This window comes from Vibrio sp. HA2012 (genome assembly GCF_002812955.1).
Taxonomy (GTDB): Bacteria; Pseudomonadota; Gammaproteobacteria; order Enterobacterales; family Vibrionaceae; genus Vibrio.
The window spans coordinates 1-17,631 of sequence record NZ_PFXK01000009.1 but is presented as its reverse complement, the minus strand read 5'-3'; the positions used below and the strand labels follow the sequence as shown (position 1 = coordinate 17,631).

Annotated in this window: 16 protein-coding genes; 3 read left to right on the top strand and 13 right to left on the bottom strand. The window is 46.0% G+C overall.

Annotated elements, in window-relative coordinates:
* Positions 1-256: 256 nt before the first annotated feature.
* From spfP to hemB, 3 genes are all read right to left on the bottom strand, one after another.
* Positions 257-304, bottom strand: a complete 48-nt coding sequence (gene spfP, locus CSW98_RS17900; RefSeq protein ID WP_438356636.1) for a small protein SpfP — start codon at positions 302-304, stop codon at positions 257-259.
* Positions 305-498: 194 nt separating this feature from the next.
* A complete protein-coding gene (polA, locus tag CSW98_RS15160) occupies positions 499-3,297 on the bottom strand; it encodes a DNA polymerase I (protein ID WP_100801327.1) in 2,799 nt (932 codons plus the stop codon).
* 594 nt (positions 3,298-3,891) lie between these two features.
* Positions 3,892-4,929 (bottom strand): porphobilinogen synthase, encoded by a 1,038-nt coding sequence (gene hemB, locus CSW98_RS15155; protein WP_100801326.1) that lies wholly within the window; start codon positions 4,927-4,929, stop codon positions 3,892-3,894.
* A gap of 128 nt (positions 4,930-5,057) precedes the next feature.
* Between hemB and CSW98_RS15150 the strand changes: the two genes are divergently transcribed.
* Positions 5,058-5,819 (top strand): TatD family hydrolase, encoded by a 762-nt coding sequence (locus CSW98_RS15150; protein ID WP_100801325.1) that lies wholly within the window; start codon positions 5,058-5,060, stop codon positions 5,817-5,819.
* Here CSW98_RS15150 and tatC read toward each other — a convergent pair.
* From tatC to rmuC, 7 genes are read right to left on the bottom strand one after another with little or no spacing between them, the layout of a single operon-like run.
* Entirely contained in the window at positions 5,816-6,556 is a 741-nt protein-coding gene (gene tatC, locus CSW98_RS15145) for a twin-arginine translocase subunit TatC (RefSeq protein WP_100801324.1), read from the bottom strand. The genes CSW98_RS15150 and tatC overlap by 4 nt on opposite strands.
* A gap of 40 nt (positions 6,557-6,596) precedes the next feature.
* Positions 6,597-6,968, bottom strand: a complete 372-nt coding sequence (gene tatB, locus CSW98_RS15140) for a Sec-independent protein translocase protein TatB (RefSeq protein WP_100801323.1) — start codon at positions 6,966-6,968, stop codon at positions 6,597-6,599.
* Between the two features lie 3 nt (positions 6,969-6,971).
* Positions 6,972-7,211, bottom strand: a complete 240-nt coding sequence (gene tatA / locus CSW98_RS15135; RefSeq protein ID WP_100801322.1) for a Sec-independent protein translocase subunit TatA — start codon at positions 7,209-7,211, stop codon at positions 6,972-6,974.
* Positions 7,212-7,262: 51 nt separating this feature from the next.
* Positions 7,263-8,897 carry a ubiquinone biosynthesis regulatory protein kinase UbiB gene (gene ubiB / locus CSW98_RS15130; protein WP_100801321.1) on the bottom strand — a complete coding sequence of 545 codons (1,635 nt, stop codon included), beginning with the start codon at positions 8,895-8,897 and terminating at the stop codon, positions 7,263-7,265.
* Positions 8,894-9,538 (bottom strand): ubiquinone biosynthesis accessory factor UbiJ, encoded by a 645-nt coding sequence (locus CSW98_RS15125; protein WP_100801320.1) that lies wholly within the window; start codon positions 9,536-9,538, stop codon positions 8,894-8,896. Before CSW98_RS15125 ends, ubiB begins: the two co-directional genes overlap by 4 nt.
* A 23-nt stretch (positions 9,539-9,561) precedes the next feature.
* Entirely contained in the window at positions 9,562-10,344 is a 783-nt protein-coding gene (gene ubiE, locus CSW98_RS15120; protein ID WP_100801319.1) for a bifunctional demethylmenaquinone methyltransferase/2-methoxy-6-polyprenyl-1,4-benzoquinol methylase UbiE, read from the bottom strand.
* Between the two features lie 58 nt (positions 10,345-10,402).
* Positions 10,403-11,941 carry a DNA recombination protein RmuC gene (gene rmuC, locus CSW98_RS15115; protein ID WP_100801318.1) on the bottom strand — a complete coding sequence of 513 codons (1,539 nt, stop codon included), beginning with the start codon at positions 11,939-11,941 and terminating at the stop codon, positions 10,403-10,405.
* Positions 11,942-12,100: 159 nt separating this feature from the next.
* Between rmuC and CSW98_RS15110 the strand changes: the two genes are divergently transcribed.
* On the top strand, positions 12,101-13,003 hold the full coding sequence (locus CSW98_RS15110; protein WP_100801475.1) for a DMT family transporter: 903 nt from the start codon (positions 12,101-12,103) through the stop codon (positions 13,001-13,003).
* Here CSW98_RS15110 and CSW98_RS15105 read toward each other — a convergent pair.
* From CSW98_RS15105 to CSW98_RS15095, 3 genes are read right to left on the bottom strand one after another with little or no spacing between them, the layout of a single operon-like run.
* Positions 12,987-14,231, bottom strand: a complete 1,245-nt coding sequence (locus tag CSW98_RS15105) for an ABC transporter substrate-binding protein (protein WP_100801317.1) — start codon at positions 14,229-14,231, stop codon at positions 12,987-12,989. The genes CSW98_RS15110 and CSW98_RS15105 overlap by 17 nt on opposite strands.
* A gap of 30 nt (positions 14,232-14,261) precedes the next feature.
* Positions 14,262-15,758 carry an ATP-binding protein gene (locus CSW98_RS15100; protein ID WP_100801316.1) on the bottom strand — a complete coding sequence of 499 codons (1,497 nt, stop codon included), beginning with the start codon at positions 15,756-15,758 and terminating at the stop codon, positions 14,262-14,264.
* Complete coding sequence (locus CSW98_RS15095) at positions 15,748-16,467, bottom strand: response regulator (RefSeq protein ID WP_100801474.1); 720 nt, start codon at positions 16,465-16,467, stop codon at positions 15,748-15,750. Before CSW98_RS15095 ends, CSW98_RS15100 begins: the two co-directional genes overlap by 11 nt.
* Positions 16,468-16,990: 523 nt before the next feature.
* Between CSW98_RS15095 and CSW98_RS15090 the strand changes: the two genes are divergently transcribed.
* Positions 16,991-17,631, top strand: a 641-nt coding sequence (locus CSW98_RS15090) for a PTS transporter subunit EIIC (protein WP_198517348.1), incomplete at its 3' end; no start/stop codon positions are given.

Below are 17,631 nucleotides of genomic sequence, written 5' to 3'. Positions count from 1 at the left end.
AAATTTCAGATGGTATTTTGTGTGGATTTCGTACGCTATGTCGTACACAAGCAGAGATAATGTCTGAAGATATTTCTTTTACCACGATAAATATGCCGAAGACAGCATGGTTGCAGAAAGAAGATAAAGAAAAAATAGAAAAGAATTTAATATAAAATTATTTAAAAACAATGAGTTGAAATGTTTTTTTGGAATAAAACTTTTTCTTTCGCCCAATAAAAAACGCCCCGGTCAAAAACTGACCGGGGCGGCTGAATCAGCCTAATCCAATAACGTGAAACAAAAGGTCTGAAAGATAGAACATCTTACCTCTGTACCCTACGAGAGTTAATGTACAACAATTACCCGATGTTGCAAAGGCTTTTTGTAATTTTTTTTCACACTTTTAATCAAAAAATACATAACCAACTGAAGAAAAAGAGACTTTATTTTTTACAATAAAAAGCCAGCGACTGTGCGCTGGCTCATATTATTTTGCAATTTTAAGTTCAAAAATGTCTAGTGTGCCTGATCCCAGTTATCACCATGTCCGGCATCGGCCACCAACGGTACGTTCAATGAAGCAGCTGACTCCATCAGTTTCTGTACTTTTATTTCAACTTCAGCCAGTGCCGAAGCCTCCACTTCAAAAACCAGTTCATCGTGCACCTGCATCAACAAACGAACACGCCCGTCACCTTCGGTCTGAATCCACTCATCTACCAGTAGCATGGCTTTTTTAATAATATCAGCAGCGGTGCCCTGCATAGGGGCATTGATGGCTGCCCTTTCAGCCGCCTTTCTGCGTATACCATTACGGGATTGAATTTCAGGTAGATACAAGCGACGACCAAACAAGGTTTCAACATATCCCTGCTCTGATGCCTGAGAGCGGGTATCTTCCATATACTGCATCACTCCCGGATACCGTTCAAAATAGGTCTCCATATAAGACTGGGCTTCACTTCGAGGAATACCCAACTGTTTGGCCAGTCCAAATGCACTCATTCCATAAATCAGTCCGAAGTTAATCGCTTTTGCCCGGCGGCGCTGTTCACTACTGATCTGTTCAATACCCAGCCCCAGAACCTCTGCTGCTGTCGCGGCGTGAATGTCTTTTCCTTCCCTGAAGGCATCCAGCAAAGCTTTATCACCGGATAAATGTGCCATAATACGCAGCTCAATCTGCGAATAATCCACCGCCAAAATCTTCCAGCCGTGAGGAGCAACAAATGCCTGACGAATACGGCGTCCTTCTTCATTGCGGATCGGGATATTCTGCAGGTTAGGATCGGTTGATGAAAGACGTCCCGTAGCCGTTACTGCCTGATGATACGAGGTGTGCACCCGGCCAGTTTCCGGATTGATCATCTTCGGTAATTTATCCGTATAGGTAGATTTCAGTTTTGCCAGCCCGCGATATTCCAGAATACACTTGGGTAACGGATAGTCCAGTGCCAGTTCCTGCAAAACTTCTTCATTGGTCGACGGTGCTCCGGAAGGGGTTTTCTTGATCACAGGCAGCCCCATCTGTTCAAACAGAATAGCCTGTAACTGTTTCGGTGAGCTCAGGTTAAACTCCTGACCGGCAATGTCATACGCTTTCTGTTCCAGCTCATCCAGACGAACTGCAATTTCCTGAGACTGAGCGCCCAACAGCATATCATTGATCAGAACACCATTACGCTCCATTCGGGAAAGTACCGGCACTAAAGGCATTTCTATCTCTTTATAGACAGTTTGCAGCTTCTCATCCTGCTCAATATTACTGAACAAACGATGATGCAGACGTAAGGTCACATCCGCATCTTCAGCAGCATATGGTCCGGCCTGTTCCAGGTCAATCTGATTGAACGTCAGTTGTTGCTTACCTTTTCCGGCAACAGATTCAAAGGAAATACAGCTGTGCTGCAGAAAACGCAGTGCCAGACTGTCCATATCATGTTTTCCGCCAACACTATTATAAACGTAAGAAGCCAGCATCGTGTCATGCCGCATACCACGCATCTCTATACCATAGCGGGCGACGATACTGGCATCATATTTCAGATTTTGTCCGACTTTGGCTTTCTGCTCATCTTCCAGCAGAGGCTTCAGCAGCTCCAGTACCCAGTCTCTGTCTAGTTGTTCAGGTGCCCCCAAATAATCATGAGCCACAGGAACATAAGCGGCCTCTCCTTCTTCCGTAGCAAACGAAACACCAACCAGATTCGCAACCATATAATCCAGGCTGTCGGTTTCGGTATCAAAGGCAAACAGCTCTGCTGTTATGAGTTTATCCAGCCACTGATTAAAGGTATCTTTGTCCAGAATGGTAACATACCGGCTGCGATCAATCGTCACAGCCGAGGTATCGGCAACCGCGACTGATGATGAAGATACAACAGAAGAAATTGTACGCCCGGATTGTTCATCTGCCTGCACTCTGCCATCGCCCCCCTCCAGTAATTCGTTCAGCCAGGATTTAAACACCAGTTGTCCATAGAGTTTAATCAACTCATCTCTGTCCGGCTGAGCTTTCAGCAATGACTGTGGGGTTTCTTCCAGCACCACATCCAATTTAATGGTTGCCAGTTGATAGGAAAGAAAAGCATTTTCCCGGTTATCCTGCAGTTTCTTTGCCATGGTTTTGGAACCACGGAAACCAAGCGGAGCGATATCATCCAGATTCTCATAAAGCCGATCCAGTCCGCCAATCCCCTGCAACAGTGCTGTTGCTGTTTTATCACCCACCCCCGGCACACCAGGAATGTTATCGACTTTATCCCCCATCAAAGCCAGGTAATCAATAATCAGCTCGGGAGGAATACCAAATTTTTCCACTACACCTTCCCGATCCATTACAACATTAGTCATGGTATTGATCAGGGTAATATTCTCATCCACCAACTGAGCCATATCTTTATCGCCAGTACTGATCAGAACGGGTATACCCGCTTTTGACGCCTGTGTCGCCAGCGTGCCAATCACATCATCAGCTTCAACACCCGGAACAGAAATCAAAGGCAGTCCCATTGCCTTAATGACCTGATACAGAGGTTCTATCTGGCAGCGCAAATCATCGGGCATCGGAGGACGATGAGCCTTATAGGCAGGATAGAGGTCATCACGAAAAGTCTTGCCTTTGGCATCAAAAATAACCGCGATACGTTCAACCGGAAACTGGCGCATCATACTGCGAATCATATTCACCACACCATACACAGCATTGGTTGGAATGTCGCCGTTACTCATCGTTCCGGGGTAGGCATGAAATGCACGATACAGATATGATGAACCATCGATAAGAATAAGTGGATTTTCAGGAATACTTGCCATGGGTGTTGCTATCCGATGCTATAAAAATTCTGTTTAGGATGCCATGAACCCGGTTTTGATTCCATGCAAGCTTACATCAGATGAGTCACAAACCCTGCACAGATAAAGAAAAAGTCATCGGCCATCTGTGGATAAGTCTGTTTGTATTTTATGATCGTCTAATTATTAAACAGAAAAAAAGAGAGAAATCTAAAAACAAAGCCATTTAAATACAATGAGTTAAACAAACAAGGATCCTTTTTGAAAAGATCTGTTAACGATCTGGTGATGTGGAAAAGATTATAATGATCCTAAAGCTAATAACATCAACAGGAATCAAATCACCAGATAAAAGAAAGCGACATCTTTCGATGTCGCCTAGCAGAATGGCAATCACTGAAACATCGGAGAATGTATCAGCTAGCCTGGTAAGCTATTAAATTACACTGGAAGCAATGTGAGCAATGTCGTGTCATTCAAGAATACCGTGTCAGGTAAAAAGAAACCGAAAAAGCTATCTTCTGAACCTTTCACTGATTCCCTAAGACGGATTAATAATAACAATTCTCATTTGCGGGTCAAGCATTAAATGAGACTTTTTCTCATTTAATTTTCTTACTCTTCGGTTTCTTTATTCTGGGCGGCATCCTCTGCCAGCCAGAGTGCTACCTCTTTAGCAAAATACGTCAGGATACCATCGGCTCCGGCACGCTTAAAACAGAGTAATGACTCCAGTACTGTCTCCTTCTCTTTCAGCCAGCCGTGCTGAATCGCAGCCTTATGCATTGCATATTCTCCGGACACCTGATAAGCAAACGTCGGCACTTGCAGCTCTGTTTTCACCCGACGAACCACATCCAGATACGGCATACCTGGTTTCACCATTACCATATCAGCACCTTCACTGATATCCATGGCAACTTCATGAATGGCTTCATCGCTATTAGCCGGATCCATCTGATAGCTTTTCTTATCTCCACCTTTCAGATTAGAGGCGGAACCGACTGCATCCCGGAAAGGACCATAGTAATGCGAAGCATACTTAGCAGAATACGCCATAATTTGTGTATGAATATAACCCGCATCTTCCAGAGCCTCGCGAATTTTACCAATACGGCCATCCATCATATCGGACGGTGCAACCACATCGGCACCGGCTTGCGCATGCGACAGCGCTTGTTTAATCAATACGGCGGTCGTTTCATCATTCCGCACATAACCATTTTCATCAATAATGCCGTCCTGACCATGGGTTGTATATGGATCCAGCGCTACATCTGTAATTACCCCCATTTCCGGCACATGCTCTTTCAAACCCCGAACAGCACGCTGCACTAATCCTTCCGGATTATATGCTTCTTCCGCATCCACGGTTTTAGCATCCTGATTTACCACCGGAAATAGTGCGATTGCCGGTACACCCAACTTAGCCAGCAATTGTGCCTCTTCTATCACCAGATCGATAGAAAGACGTTCAATACCAGGCATAGAGTCTACCTTTTCACGACGATTTTTTCCCATCAGGACAAACATCGGATAGATCAAATCACTGACCGACAACTGGTTTTCTGCCATCAGTCTGCGGCTAAAATCATGTTTACGCATCCGGCGCATACGGCGTGCCGGGAATTGTCCCTGAACAGATACTGTCACAATCTTTCTCCTAATCTTTCTTTTGATTTGAATTAATCATATCACCACCTTGAGCATATTCGAGGTTTCAGAGCACAAAATCCGATATACTCCGCTCTGTCCTCTCTCTGGAAATAACGGAAAGCACAATGATCGATACCCATGCTCATATTTATAACCATAAGTTCGACAATGACAGAGACGAAGTCATACAGCGCGCTTTAGCCACCGGTATAGAAAAGATTTTGATGCCCAATATCGATCTGGACTCAATCCATCCCATGCTGGATGTGGAAACACAATACCCGGGGATCTGTTATTCCATGATGGGGTTGCATCCCTGTGATGTAAATGCTGATTACCAAAAAACACTATCAGAAATGCATCTATGGTTTGAGCGACATACATTTATTGCAGTCGGTGAAATTGGTATCGATCTTTACTGGGATAAGACCTATTTTTCCGAACAGAAAGAAGCATTTATTGCCCAGTTGAACTGGGCTAAAGATATGGGTCTTCCTGTTGTGATCCACACTAGGGATTCTATTGATGCAACCCTGTCTCTGCTCCGTCAGGAACAAAACGGGCAATTAACCGGTGTGTTTCACTGCTTTGGCGGCAGTACAGAAGAAGCAAAAGCCATTACAGATCTTGGCTTTCATCTTGGGCTGGGAGGAGTGACTACATTTAAAAACGGCGGTATGGATAAGGTCATTCCTCATCTGGATATGCGCAATATTATCCTGGAAACCGACAGCCCTTATCTGGCTCCGACTCCACACAGAGGCAAACGCAATGAACCAGCCTATACAGCACTGGTACAACACAGGGTTGCTGAGCTGAAAGAAATCAGTCCGGAAGAAGTCGATAAGATCACAACGGAGAATGCGAAACGCTTATTCCGTCTTTAAACTGCCTCTCTGTTATCTTTGCGCACATAAAAACGGGAGAAAAACAGCCCGACTTCAAACAACAGGCACATAGGAACAGCCAGAAGCGTCTGAGAAATGATATCCGGAGGTGTCAGCATCATACCGACAACAAAGGCTCCGACAATAATATACGGCCGTTTTTCCGCCAGGCTTTTCGGTTCTGTTGCACCTGTCCAGCACAGCAGTATAATAGCCACCGGAACTTCAAAAGCGATACCAAAAGCCAGAAACAAAGCCAGTACAAAATCCAGATAACTGGTGATATCAGTAGCAAATTCCACCCCCCCCAAAGAAATAGCCGTAAAGAAACTGAACACCAGTGGAAAAACCACAAAATAAGCAAAAGCGACGCCGCAATAAAACAGCAGCGAACTGGAAAACATTAACGGCATAATCAGTCTGCGCTCATGCTTATACAACCCGGGAGCGACAAATGCCCATACCTGATAGAGAATAACCGGCACAGCAACAAAAACAGAGGTTACCAGCGTCAGTTTCAATGGAGTAAAGAAAGGTGAAGCAACATTGGTTGCAATCATGGTTGCCCCTTCCGGCAACCGTTCAACCAGAGGTGCGGAAATAAAGTCATAGATATCCGTGGCAAAATAAATCAGCCCGAGAAATACCACCAGAATCGCTACCAGAGCTTTAAGCAGACGGTTACGCAATTCCAGCAAATGGCTGATCAATGGTTGTGTCTGTTCAACGGACGACATATTAGAACCTCATAATACACAACATCGCATGGCGGTCTGATCAGAATGATCCCGGTTTGTTATCCACGTCTTCCTCAGCACGAACCTTTTCTCCTTCTTCTTTCGGCTTAAAAACAGTTGGATGATGGAGTGTATCTTCTGCACGGAGAACAACCTGCTTCACTTCATCAACAGAAGACTGCAGCTCAGGATCAAGCTCTGTAGCCTCTTTTTGTGCCTGTTTCAGCTTGTCCTGTAATTCCTGAATTTTCAATTCATGGGACAGCTCATCTTTGACTCCGTTTGCCATTGTTCGTGCAGCATGAATAAAACGCACAACAGTACGAATTGCCACCGGAAGACGTTCCGGTCCCAGCACGACCAGTCCAATAACAGATATCAGTACCAGCTCCCAAAAACCGATGTCAAACACGGATTAGCCCTGTTCTTTGTCTTTCTTACTTTCAGTTTCAGATGTGGATACTTTTTTTGTCTCAATATGACTCTGACCGAAATCTGCGTCTTTTTTATCCTCATTATCATCACTCATCGCATCCTTGAATCCTTTTACAGCAGATCCCAGATCACCACCAATATTACGCAATTTTTTAGTGCCAAAGAGCAATACAACAATGACGGCAATAATAAGAAGCTGCCAAATACCGATCCCACCCATGTCATTCACCTCTGAGAATTTATTTATCCATTAGTAACCATTATCTTACGACTATTTCCTGAGTATCCGCCAGCTAAATAGCCAAAGTGTGAGCCCGACAATACCACAGCCCAGAGTAAACTGACTATAAGAGGTTGTTGCCAATATTGCAGAACAGATAACTAACGTTGACCCCATTCCTGCCAACAGCTTACCCGTCGCCTGTTGTTTTTTTGTTTCCCGATATCCATGATAGAACTCTGCCATCTTCTGATTAATGACAGTACTCTGTTTCAGGCTGTCATAGAGCAATTCCGGCAACTCAGGCAACTGCTCAGCCCAGAAAGGAGCCTTCTCCCGGATCGCCCGGAGTACAGCCTGCGGACCGACCTGATCTGCCATCCATTTTTCCAGAAAAGGTTTAGCGGTCTCCCATAAATCCAGCTCTGGATACAGCTGTCGTCCCAGTCCCTCAATGTATAGTAATGTTTTTTGCAGCAGCACCAATTGTGGCTGAACTTCCATATTGAAGCGACGAGCCACACTGAATAAATTCAGCAAAACATGGCCAAAGGATATTTCGCCCAGAGGTTTGGCAAAAACAGGTTCACAAACGATCCGTAAAGCCGCTTCAAATTCGTCAATATTAGTCTCAGCCGGCACCCATCCGGAATCAACGTGCAGCTGTGCAACCTTTCGGTAATCGCGATTAAAAAATCCCAGCAGGTTCTCTGCCAGATATCGTTTATCTTCCCTGTTCAGGGTACCGACAATACCGCAGTCCAGACCAATCCACTGCGGATTATCCGGATTCGCCGGATTAACAAAAACATTACCCGGATGCATATCTGCATGAAAAAAACTGTCGCGAAATACCTGAGTAAAGAAAACGGAAACACCTCGTTCTGCCAGCAGCTTCATATCGATACCGTTGGCCTTCAGCCCCTCGATATCCGATACCTGAATCCCGTAAATACGTTCTGAAACCATCAGGGTTTCACTGCTGAATTCAGAAATCACTTCCGGCACATAGAGCTCTTCACTACCGGTAAAATTACGGCGCAGCTGAATTGCATTGGCCGCCTCCCGGCGCAGATCCAGCTCATCGAGCAGAGTCTTTTCATATTCATACACCACCTCAACCGGTTTCAGACGCCGGCTGGCAGGTAAGACTCTGGAAACGATACGAGCCAGACGATACATCAGCTTAATATCGGCATCAATCACCGGACGAATATCCGGGCGGATCACTTTCAATACCACTTCCCGACCATTTTCTTTCAGACGGGCTGTATGAACCTGTGCAATCGAAGCCGATGCCAGCGGAATTATGTTAAAATCGGTAAACCAGTTCTCCAGCTTTCCCCCTAACGCGGATTCCATGTACTGTCTGGCCAGTTCACCGTCAAATGCTTCGACCTGATCCTGCAACAACGCCAGTTGATCAGCCAAATGCGGAGGAAACAGATCGCGCCGCGTAGACATCATCTGGCCAAATTTGATCCAGACAGGACCTAAAGCCTGTAAGGCAAGACGCAGGCGAACCCCTAAGGGTTTATCCTGATGCCGGTTTTTTATCCAGAACAGGGCTTTTCGGAGCAGTAAGGGGGTTTTAGTTAACTGATGCTGTGGCAATAGTTCATCCAGCCCGTATTCAAGCTGAACATTGATAATGCGACATAAGCGACGAAATTCTGTAAGCGTCATTGTCTTTGGTTACTCTGTGGTTTTAATGCTTGTTTGCCGGCCAGATCTGATAATGCCTTCAGATGCTCTTCAGCCTGCCGGACGGCTTTACCAAGCTCATCCACCTGCTCACAGAAATAAGCAATCTCAAGTGGAGCCGGAGCAAGTTTCCACTCCTCAGTCAATGCCTTTGCCAGATGCGCCTGCTTTTTTTCTGCCTGTTGTTTTACCCAACAATTTATATCTTTCACTCCCCGCACCAGAGTATGGGCAACCACATCACCCGTTACCCGCGACAACCACTCTTCCGGATCCGGTTTGCAGTCAGCCATCAGTTGAGCAAACTGCTGGGCTAACTGATGATCACCCTGTAAATCCAGCTTATCTTCTTTGATCAAACGGGTAATATCCGGTCGCTGACGAAATTCCGGCAACACCGTCATACTCAGAGACAGTACGCAGTCCGCCTCTCCCTCATAACGGGATAGTACATCTACCTGATGACTGAAAACAAAGGTCAAAGTCCGGTTCAGGTCCTGGATGTACAATTGCAACACCTGTCCTTTCAGCCGCAAGAGCCGCCTGCGATATTCAGGATTGTCATTAATCAGCGTATTCAGTGCTGTCTCAATTATTCCGGTTGCAAAGGGCTCTATAGGCATAAGGTGCTCTCTGGCTGTTAATCTCAGAATTTAAAGCCGCGGTGCAGGGCGACAATACCACCCGTAAGGTTGTAATAGCTAGTATTTTCAAACCCGACTTCATCCATCATATTTTTCAGTGTCTCCTGATCCGGATGCATGCGGATTGACTCCGCCAGATAACGGTAACTGTCTGAGTCGTTGGCAACCAGTTTGCCTATTTTCGGTAATAAATGAAAAGAGTAGGCATCATAAATTTTAGATAAGGTTTTAAATTTTGGTTTGGAGAATTCCAGAACCAGCAGGCGACCACCCGGTTTCAATACCCGGAACATAGAACGCAGCGCCTTTTCCTTATCCGTCACATTGCGCAGGCAGAAACTAATCGTAATGCAGTCAAAATAGTCATCCGGAAAAGGCAGCTCTTCCGCATTTGCCTGCACATAATGCACATTACCCACGATACCGCTGTCCCGCAACTTGTCACGCCCGACATTCAGCATCGAATTATTAATATCAGCCAGAATAACCTGTCCTTTTTCTCCGACAATACGGGAAAATTTAGCGGTCAAGTCCCCGGTTCCACCACCAAGATCCAACATCCGCTGACCGGGTCTGGCTCCACTGCAATCAATAGTGAAACGCTTCCAGATCCGATGGATTCCACCAGACATCAGATCATTCATCAGATCATATTTACCGGCAACAGAATGAAATACATCCGCCACTTTTTCTGCTTTTTTATCTTTTGCTACGGTCTGAAACCCAAAGTGAGTCGTTTCCTCAGTCTGAACTACGACCCCTGAATCTAAACTTATATCCGTCATTTTTATCCTCACTAAAATCCCTTTGCCTTTGTTTCAGCGACATCAAAGGATTGCGTATTCAGTTTACTGTATCCTCATCCGGATGTCTTTCTGCAAGCACAGGATTTAATGCCGGTGGCCGAGACTGAGCCCTTTCTTCCCGGAATAAATTATCCGGGATAGGACGTTTAATCTCCACACCAAGTTCTTTGAAACCTTCCGCCTGACGTAGCACATTACCCCGTCCGGTGGACAATTTATTCATCGCTCCCTGATAATACTGCCCGGCTTTATCCAAAGCCGTTCCCATCTGCTCCATATCCGTCAGAAACAGACGCAGTTTGTCATACAAACGGGCGGCTCGTTCCGCAATCAACTGAGCATTCTGATTCTGCCGCTCATTACGCCACAGATTATCGATCGTACGCAGAGCCACTAACAGAGTCGTTGGGCTGACCAGTATAATATTGCTGTCCATCGCATCCCGAACAAGGCTCGGGTCTGCTTCAATCGCAAGCTGAAAAGCCGGCTCTACCGGAATAAACATCAGCACATAATCCAGGCTGCGGATCCCCTTCAACTGCTGATAATCTTTCAGGCTCAGACCCTTGATATGTGCCCGCAATGCACTAAGATGAGCACTCAACGCCTGCTGTCGTTCGGTATCATTTTCAGCATGAAAATAACGTTCGTACGCGACCAACGCCATTTTAGAATCGACCACGACCTGCTTATTATCCGGTAAATGAACAATAACATCCGGCTGATAACGTTTACCAGCCTCGTTTTGTAAACTGACCTGAGTTTCATATTCGTGCCCTTCACGCAAGCCGGACTCGGCCAACACACGAGCAAGTACCACCTCACCCCAGTTACCCTGCTGCTTATTATCACCTTTCAGTGCCTGTGTCAGATTCAGCGCTTCCTGAGTCATCTGTTCATTCAGTTTTTGCAGGTTACGGATCTCATGTACCAAAGTATGACGTTCTTTTGCCTCTGTCCCGAAACTATCACTAACCTGCTTTTTAAACCCTTCCAACTGTTCTTTCAGGGGGGACAACAAGCGTTCCAGACTCAGTTTATTCTGCTCATCAACCCGGGCTGTCTTCGCTTCAAACAGTTGATTTGCCAGTTGCTCAAACTCCTGTTTCAGCCGTTGTTCCGCCTGCTCCAATAGTTGCAACTTTTCCCTGCTGGCTTTAGCTTCTTCCTGATGTCGGGCTTCCTGCTCACGAAGATCCGCTTTTAGCTGACCGATATCCTCTCTGGCGATATCCAGCAGCTCTGACAATTGTCTGCGTTCCTGAGCTACATTCTCAAAATGGCGCAGTTTTTCCATTGCAGCCATCAGGTTGCCGTGTGACTGCTTTAACTCAAAGGCAGATCTATCCCTTTCTTCATCCAATTGATGCAGCTCTGCCTCAGCTTCCGCTAAAGATGTCTCCAGTGTGGTCACTTTGCTGAGCAGTAGCCTTTGCTCAGCCTCGGCCTGCTGCTCCAGCAACTGATACTGAAAGCGCATTTTCTGTTTTATCCACCATCCTACGGACAGTGCAGAAAAAACTCCGCCTGCCAGTACACTCAGAACGATGTCCTGATATTCACTCATCCATTGCATCATTTAAGCCTGCATCTGTTGTTACTGGTTTGATGGTATTAATGTACTGGATGGATGTCCAGTTTTTATCGAGTCTATACCAGAGTGTCTTCAGTACGGATGCTAGACTGTTTGAATCAAAGCGTTAAACTGATTTATCCACATAAGGAGAAATCGATGATCAATGAACGCCGGGCATTCGGCTTTGCGCTTACAGCAGTACTGCTGTGGTCAACTGTTGCGACAGCATTTAAACTCACACTGACAGCGTTCACACCGGTTCAGATGCTGACCGTCGCCAGTACCCTATCGGTTCTCACACTGGGGATACTCTGTTTCATGCAGGGAAAACTGAAACAGGTAGTTCCCACATTCACCGCCAGACCTCTGTATTTTCTGTTGCTGGGCCTAATTAATCCGTTAGCTTACTACCTGATCCTGTTTAAAGCCTATACGCTGCTTCCTGCTTCACTGGCCCAGCCCATCAATTACAGCTGGGCCGTTACCCTTACCATCATGGCAGCGCTGTTTCTGGGACAAAAAATCCGTAAACAGGACTGGCTGGCCTGCCTGTTGGGCTATTCTGGTGTTGTCATTATTGCAACAAAAGGCCATCTTCTGTCATTACATTTCGACAACCCGTTAGGTGTCGGACTCGCTCTGCTTTCTACCCTGCTATGGGCCGGTTACTGGATCCTCAATGCTAAAAACACGGCGGATCCGCTGGTAAGCGTATTGCTGGGGTTCAGTCTGGCACTGCCGTTTGCGGTAGCACTAACCCTGTATGAAGGGGCAGGCTGGCCATCCGCATTAAGCAAATGGGCAGCCGTCAGTTATGTTGGATTGTTCGAAATGGGCATCACTTTTGTGCTTTGGCTGACCGCATTAAAATCAACCAGAAATACATCCCGGATCAGTAATCTGATTTTTGTATCGCCTTTTATCTCCCTGTTTCTGCTGGCACAGATCATCGGGGAAACGATTCACCCGTCCACCATTAGCGGACTATTTCTGATTATTAGCGGACTGGTGGTTCAGCAATTGCAGTTTCCAACATTACGCTTTTTTACAAAGCGGCTTTAATGGCACGAGCCAGGCGATCTGCCGCTTTTTCCGGATCCGCATCTGCATCGTGGAAAAAATTCGTTACCACATCAGAAATGGCACTCAGCACGTAACTGGTGGTTGCCATACTCTGAGACAGGCTGGGCAATAGACCATCATGCTGATATGCCTGCTGAAATGCGGAAACAGAAGATCGGGAACAAAGATCAAAGCTTTCTTCCGGAACATCTGTTCTGGCCGGAAGAGAACCTTTAGCTGCACTAAACTCCCGTTGAAAAGGCTGTGCCATAATCGACTGAGCCAACGCCTCCTGCCCCTCTTTCTGGATCCCTTCCGGGGATTTAAAGAAGACAAAACTGTCAATGTTATAACTAAACAGTCCCTCGGTTCCCGGAGCCGCAATACAAACATAATCCTTACCGGCTATTTTTCCGGTGGCAGTAAATTCACCTTTGGCCCAGTCTCCCATAAGTTGCATGGCTGCCTGACCACTGCCAACCATATTGGTTGCAACAGACCAGTCTCTGCCGTGTGCCTGTGGATCGATATAGTCACGAAACTTTAGAAAATAACGAAATACCTCCGTCATTTTCTGACTGGAGAGCGTTTCCATATCCAGATCAACAAAAGCCTTCCGGTATCCTTCTTTTCCCAATACCGCCAGAGCGACACCTTCAAACAGAGTCACATCCTGCCAGGACTCACTGCCGTGAGCCAGAGGAAGATAACCGGCCGCCTTAATCGCATCGGCAACAGCAAAGAATTCATCCAGTGAACGGGGAAGAGAGACACCGACTTTGCGAAATATCTCCGGATTTGCCCACAGCCAGTTGGTTCGGTGAATATTGACCGGAACTGCCACATATTTATTCTGGTATTTCATCGTAGAGGACACGACTTCAGGTAACAGGCTGTCCCACTGATCAGTCTGAGCCATATCATTCAGGCTGGTTAAAAAACCCAGTTTTGCCCACTCCTGAATATCATGCCCTTTGATCTGTGCTGCTGTCGGAGGGTTACCGGAAACAGCCCGGGCTTTTAATACCAACATGGCGCTTTCACCCCCGCCCCCGGCAACAGCGAAATCTTTCCATACATGTCCCTGAGCCTCCATCGTGCTCTTAAGTAACTGCGCCGAGCGAGCCTCCCCTCCGGAGGTCCACCAGTGCAGAACCTCCAGCTCACTGGCTGAAACGGAAAGGCTGAACAGTGTGATACCTAACCGGAATAATAATCTGACAAACATACTCAACTTACCTGAAAAAAAATAAAAAAATTAACTTAATGCCGCCCTCGGCAGGCTGACTCTAACCTGCAGACCACCTTCCTTACGGTTCTGGATCGTCAGTTCACCGCCATGAGCATGCACTATACTTTTTGCAATTCCCATCCCTAAGCCATGGCCATCTTTATCTGTGGCTATACGGAAATGTGGCTTGAATACATCCTCCATCTGCTCCTGTGGTATCCCTGGACCTTCATCATTAATAACCAGTTCCAGAGCTTCCGGAGTATCGTACGGGATCACGGTAACGTAGTAGCCATATTTCACACCGTTATCAATCAGATTAGATAAACAGCGCTTCAGAGCCAATGGCTTACAACTGAATGGAAAAAGCAGAGCCGGATGAACATGAACTCTCGGTTGTTCACGATTATGCAATTCGGCAATACCAGAGAGCAGTTCCATTACATCGACTTCTTCTATATTTTCGTGGATATCCGTATCTTTCACTGCCTGAAGAGCCCCTTTAACCATCATTTCCAGTTCATCCAGATCCCGGTTAAATTTCACGGCCCGCTGTTCATCTTCAATCAGCTCCGCCCGGATCCGTAAACGGGTAATAGGGGTTTTCAGGTCATGTGAAATTGAACTGAATAGCCGTTCTCTGTCTTCGATATAACGCCGTAAGCGCATCTGCATCCGGTTAAAAGCCTGGGTTGCGGTGATCAGCTCGGAAGCGCCTTCTTCTTTCAGTGGCGGCTGATCGATATCCATACTCAACGCATTGGCTGCCTGAGCCAGACGTTTCAGCGGCTTAATCTGATTGCGTACCGTAGTATAGGTAAAGATCATCAACAACGCGGTAATAAACAGAATAAAGAAGATCTGTTGGTTGGAAATAACTTCATCTTCCATCATCACATAAGGAGACGGTAACAGGGCTGCAATATAAAACCATTCATCCTTAGCCAGCTCAATCTGTACCACCAATATCGGCGGATTAAGTGGCTCAAGGCTCAGAGTATAATGCGCCCAGGATTTAGGCAGGTCACTCAACAAGATATCGTTACTAAGAACATGCAGACTTTCCGGAAGAGAAAATTCCACATTGATATGTTTCAGGCGGGGCAGTTTTTCCTGCAGTACATCCTGAAATACTTCAATAGCCGCCTGCTTCATCTCATTATTGGGTATAGGCTCAATATCGATCTCCTCTTTATTAAAGGAGACGAAAAAACGGGTACCGCCCATATTACGCAACTGTTCCAGAATAATATGCCGGTATTCCGTCGGCAGGGACTGAAAATAGTTAACCGTCGAAGCAAAGTTGTTCGCCATACTGGCAGAAGTCGAACGTAAGCCCTCCAGTTCGCGGTATTTGGTCTGGGTATACCAGATCCCGGTAGCGATCAACTGAGCTAAGATCACAGATAACAGTGTCAGCCATAAGGTTCGGGAGACCAGAGAACGGGGAATCAGCGGTGCCAGCTGTTCCTTTATCAGCCGCCATCCCTCTGGATACCATTCGGTATAATCCTCAATTTTCATAGGTGACATCAGCCGCCAGAATATATCCGTCGCCACGCATGGTTTTGATCAGTTTAGGACTTTTACCACTGTCTCCCAGCCGGTTACGCAAGCGACTTAGCTGGACATCGATACCACGTTCCATCGGCAGTGCATCACGACCTTTCATTACCTGTGAAATAGAATCCCGATCCAGTATTTCATTCGGATGCTCCAGAAACAGCATCAACAGAGTAAAATCCTTACCAGAGAGCTCAAATTCTTCTCCATCATCCATATTTTTCAGCGTATGTGACTGGACATGTAACTGCCAATTGGCAAACTTTATGATCTGAGGGCGGCTTTGTGGCACTTCCGTCACCTGTGTACGACGCAGAAGAGCCTTTATCCGTGCAGTTAACTGGCGTGGACTAAAAGGTTTTGCAACATAGTCATCCGCACCGATTTCCAGACCGACAATCTGATCCGTCTCTTCTGACACAGCGGTCAGCATCATAATCGGAACATTCGAAGATTTACGAACATACTGGCATAGTGTAAAACCGTCATCCCCCGGCATCATCACATCCAGCAGGATAAGATCCGGTTCACCTTCCAGCAGACGCTGCTTCATCTCTTCGCCTTCTGATGCCAGTACCACAGTATAACCTGCTTTGGTCAGATACTCATCCAGCAGCTCTCTGATCTCCTGATCATCATCAACCACAAGAATGCGTTTATTGGTATGTATATTTCCGTTCATCCTGATTACTTCTTGAATGATTACAATGGGGTCAAGAATCTAATAAATGGCACCATTTTTCACTCATTTCGTTTCCGAATAATGAGATAGACAATTCTTTTTGTGATCTGAGCCCGATTTCTTGCCCGAGAAAGAATAATCTTACCTGTATAAGTATCCTGAGGTTACCTGAGTATATAAACCCAACATTGGTAAGGCTTTCATAGGTAGCAAATATAGAAATTTACAGGCACTTTACCATGTTCTTACGCAAGACTTGCGCTATGTTACGTTATGTTACGTTCGACGTGACGAGGAACCCGAAAAAATTTCTCACTAGCTATTAATATACTTATCGTCAAGAAGACATTAATTTAAATTCATTTATTTTCGGTGTGATTGAACATTTTTATTCCTTAGTACCCCCTCTAAGCAATTTATTTAAGCACACTGATAATTAAAAATAACCTATTTAAAAATCCTTAAAATATTACTTATTAGTCAATAGTAAGATTAATTATCGGAGGTTCGTATGAACATATTTGGTACTATGCAGAAAATGGGACGCAGCCTGATGCTTCCTGTTGCCTGTATGCCTGCTGCTGGTATCCTGCTGGGTATCGGTGGTAACTCAGAAGTCGCTAAATTCCTGCCTGATATTGTCGCTCAGGTTATGAGCGAAGCTGGTCTGGGTGTATTTGCTAACATGTCACTGCTGTTCGCTATCGGTGTGGCACTTGGTTTTACTAAAAACGATGGGGTAGCCGCTCTTGCTGCTGGTCTGGGTTACCTGACCATGGTTCGTGTTCTGGGCGTTGTCGCTCCGGGTACTGAAACGGGTGTTTTCGGTGGCGTTATCATGGGTCTGGTTGCCGCTCAGCTGTTCAATAAATACCACACTATCCAGTTGCCAACCTATCTTGGTTTCTTCGGTGGTAAACGTTTCGTTCCTATCGTGACCTCTCTGGCTGCGTGTGTGGTTGCTGGTATTCTGGCTGTTATCTGGCAACCAATCGGTGCCGGTATCGCTGCATTCTCTGAGTGGGCGGCTTACCAGTCTCCTGAAGTGGCGTTCGGTATCTACGGTATCGTTGAACGTTCTCTGATCCCATTCGGTCTGCACCACATCTGGAACGCACCTTTCTTCTATGAAGTAGGTCAATTCACTACTGC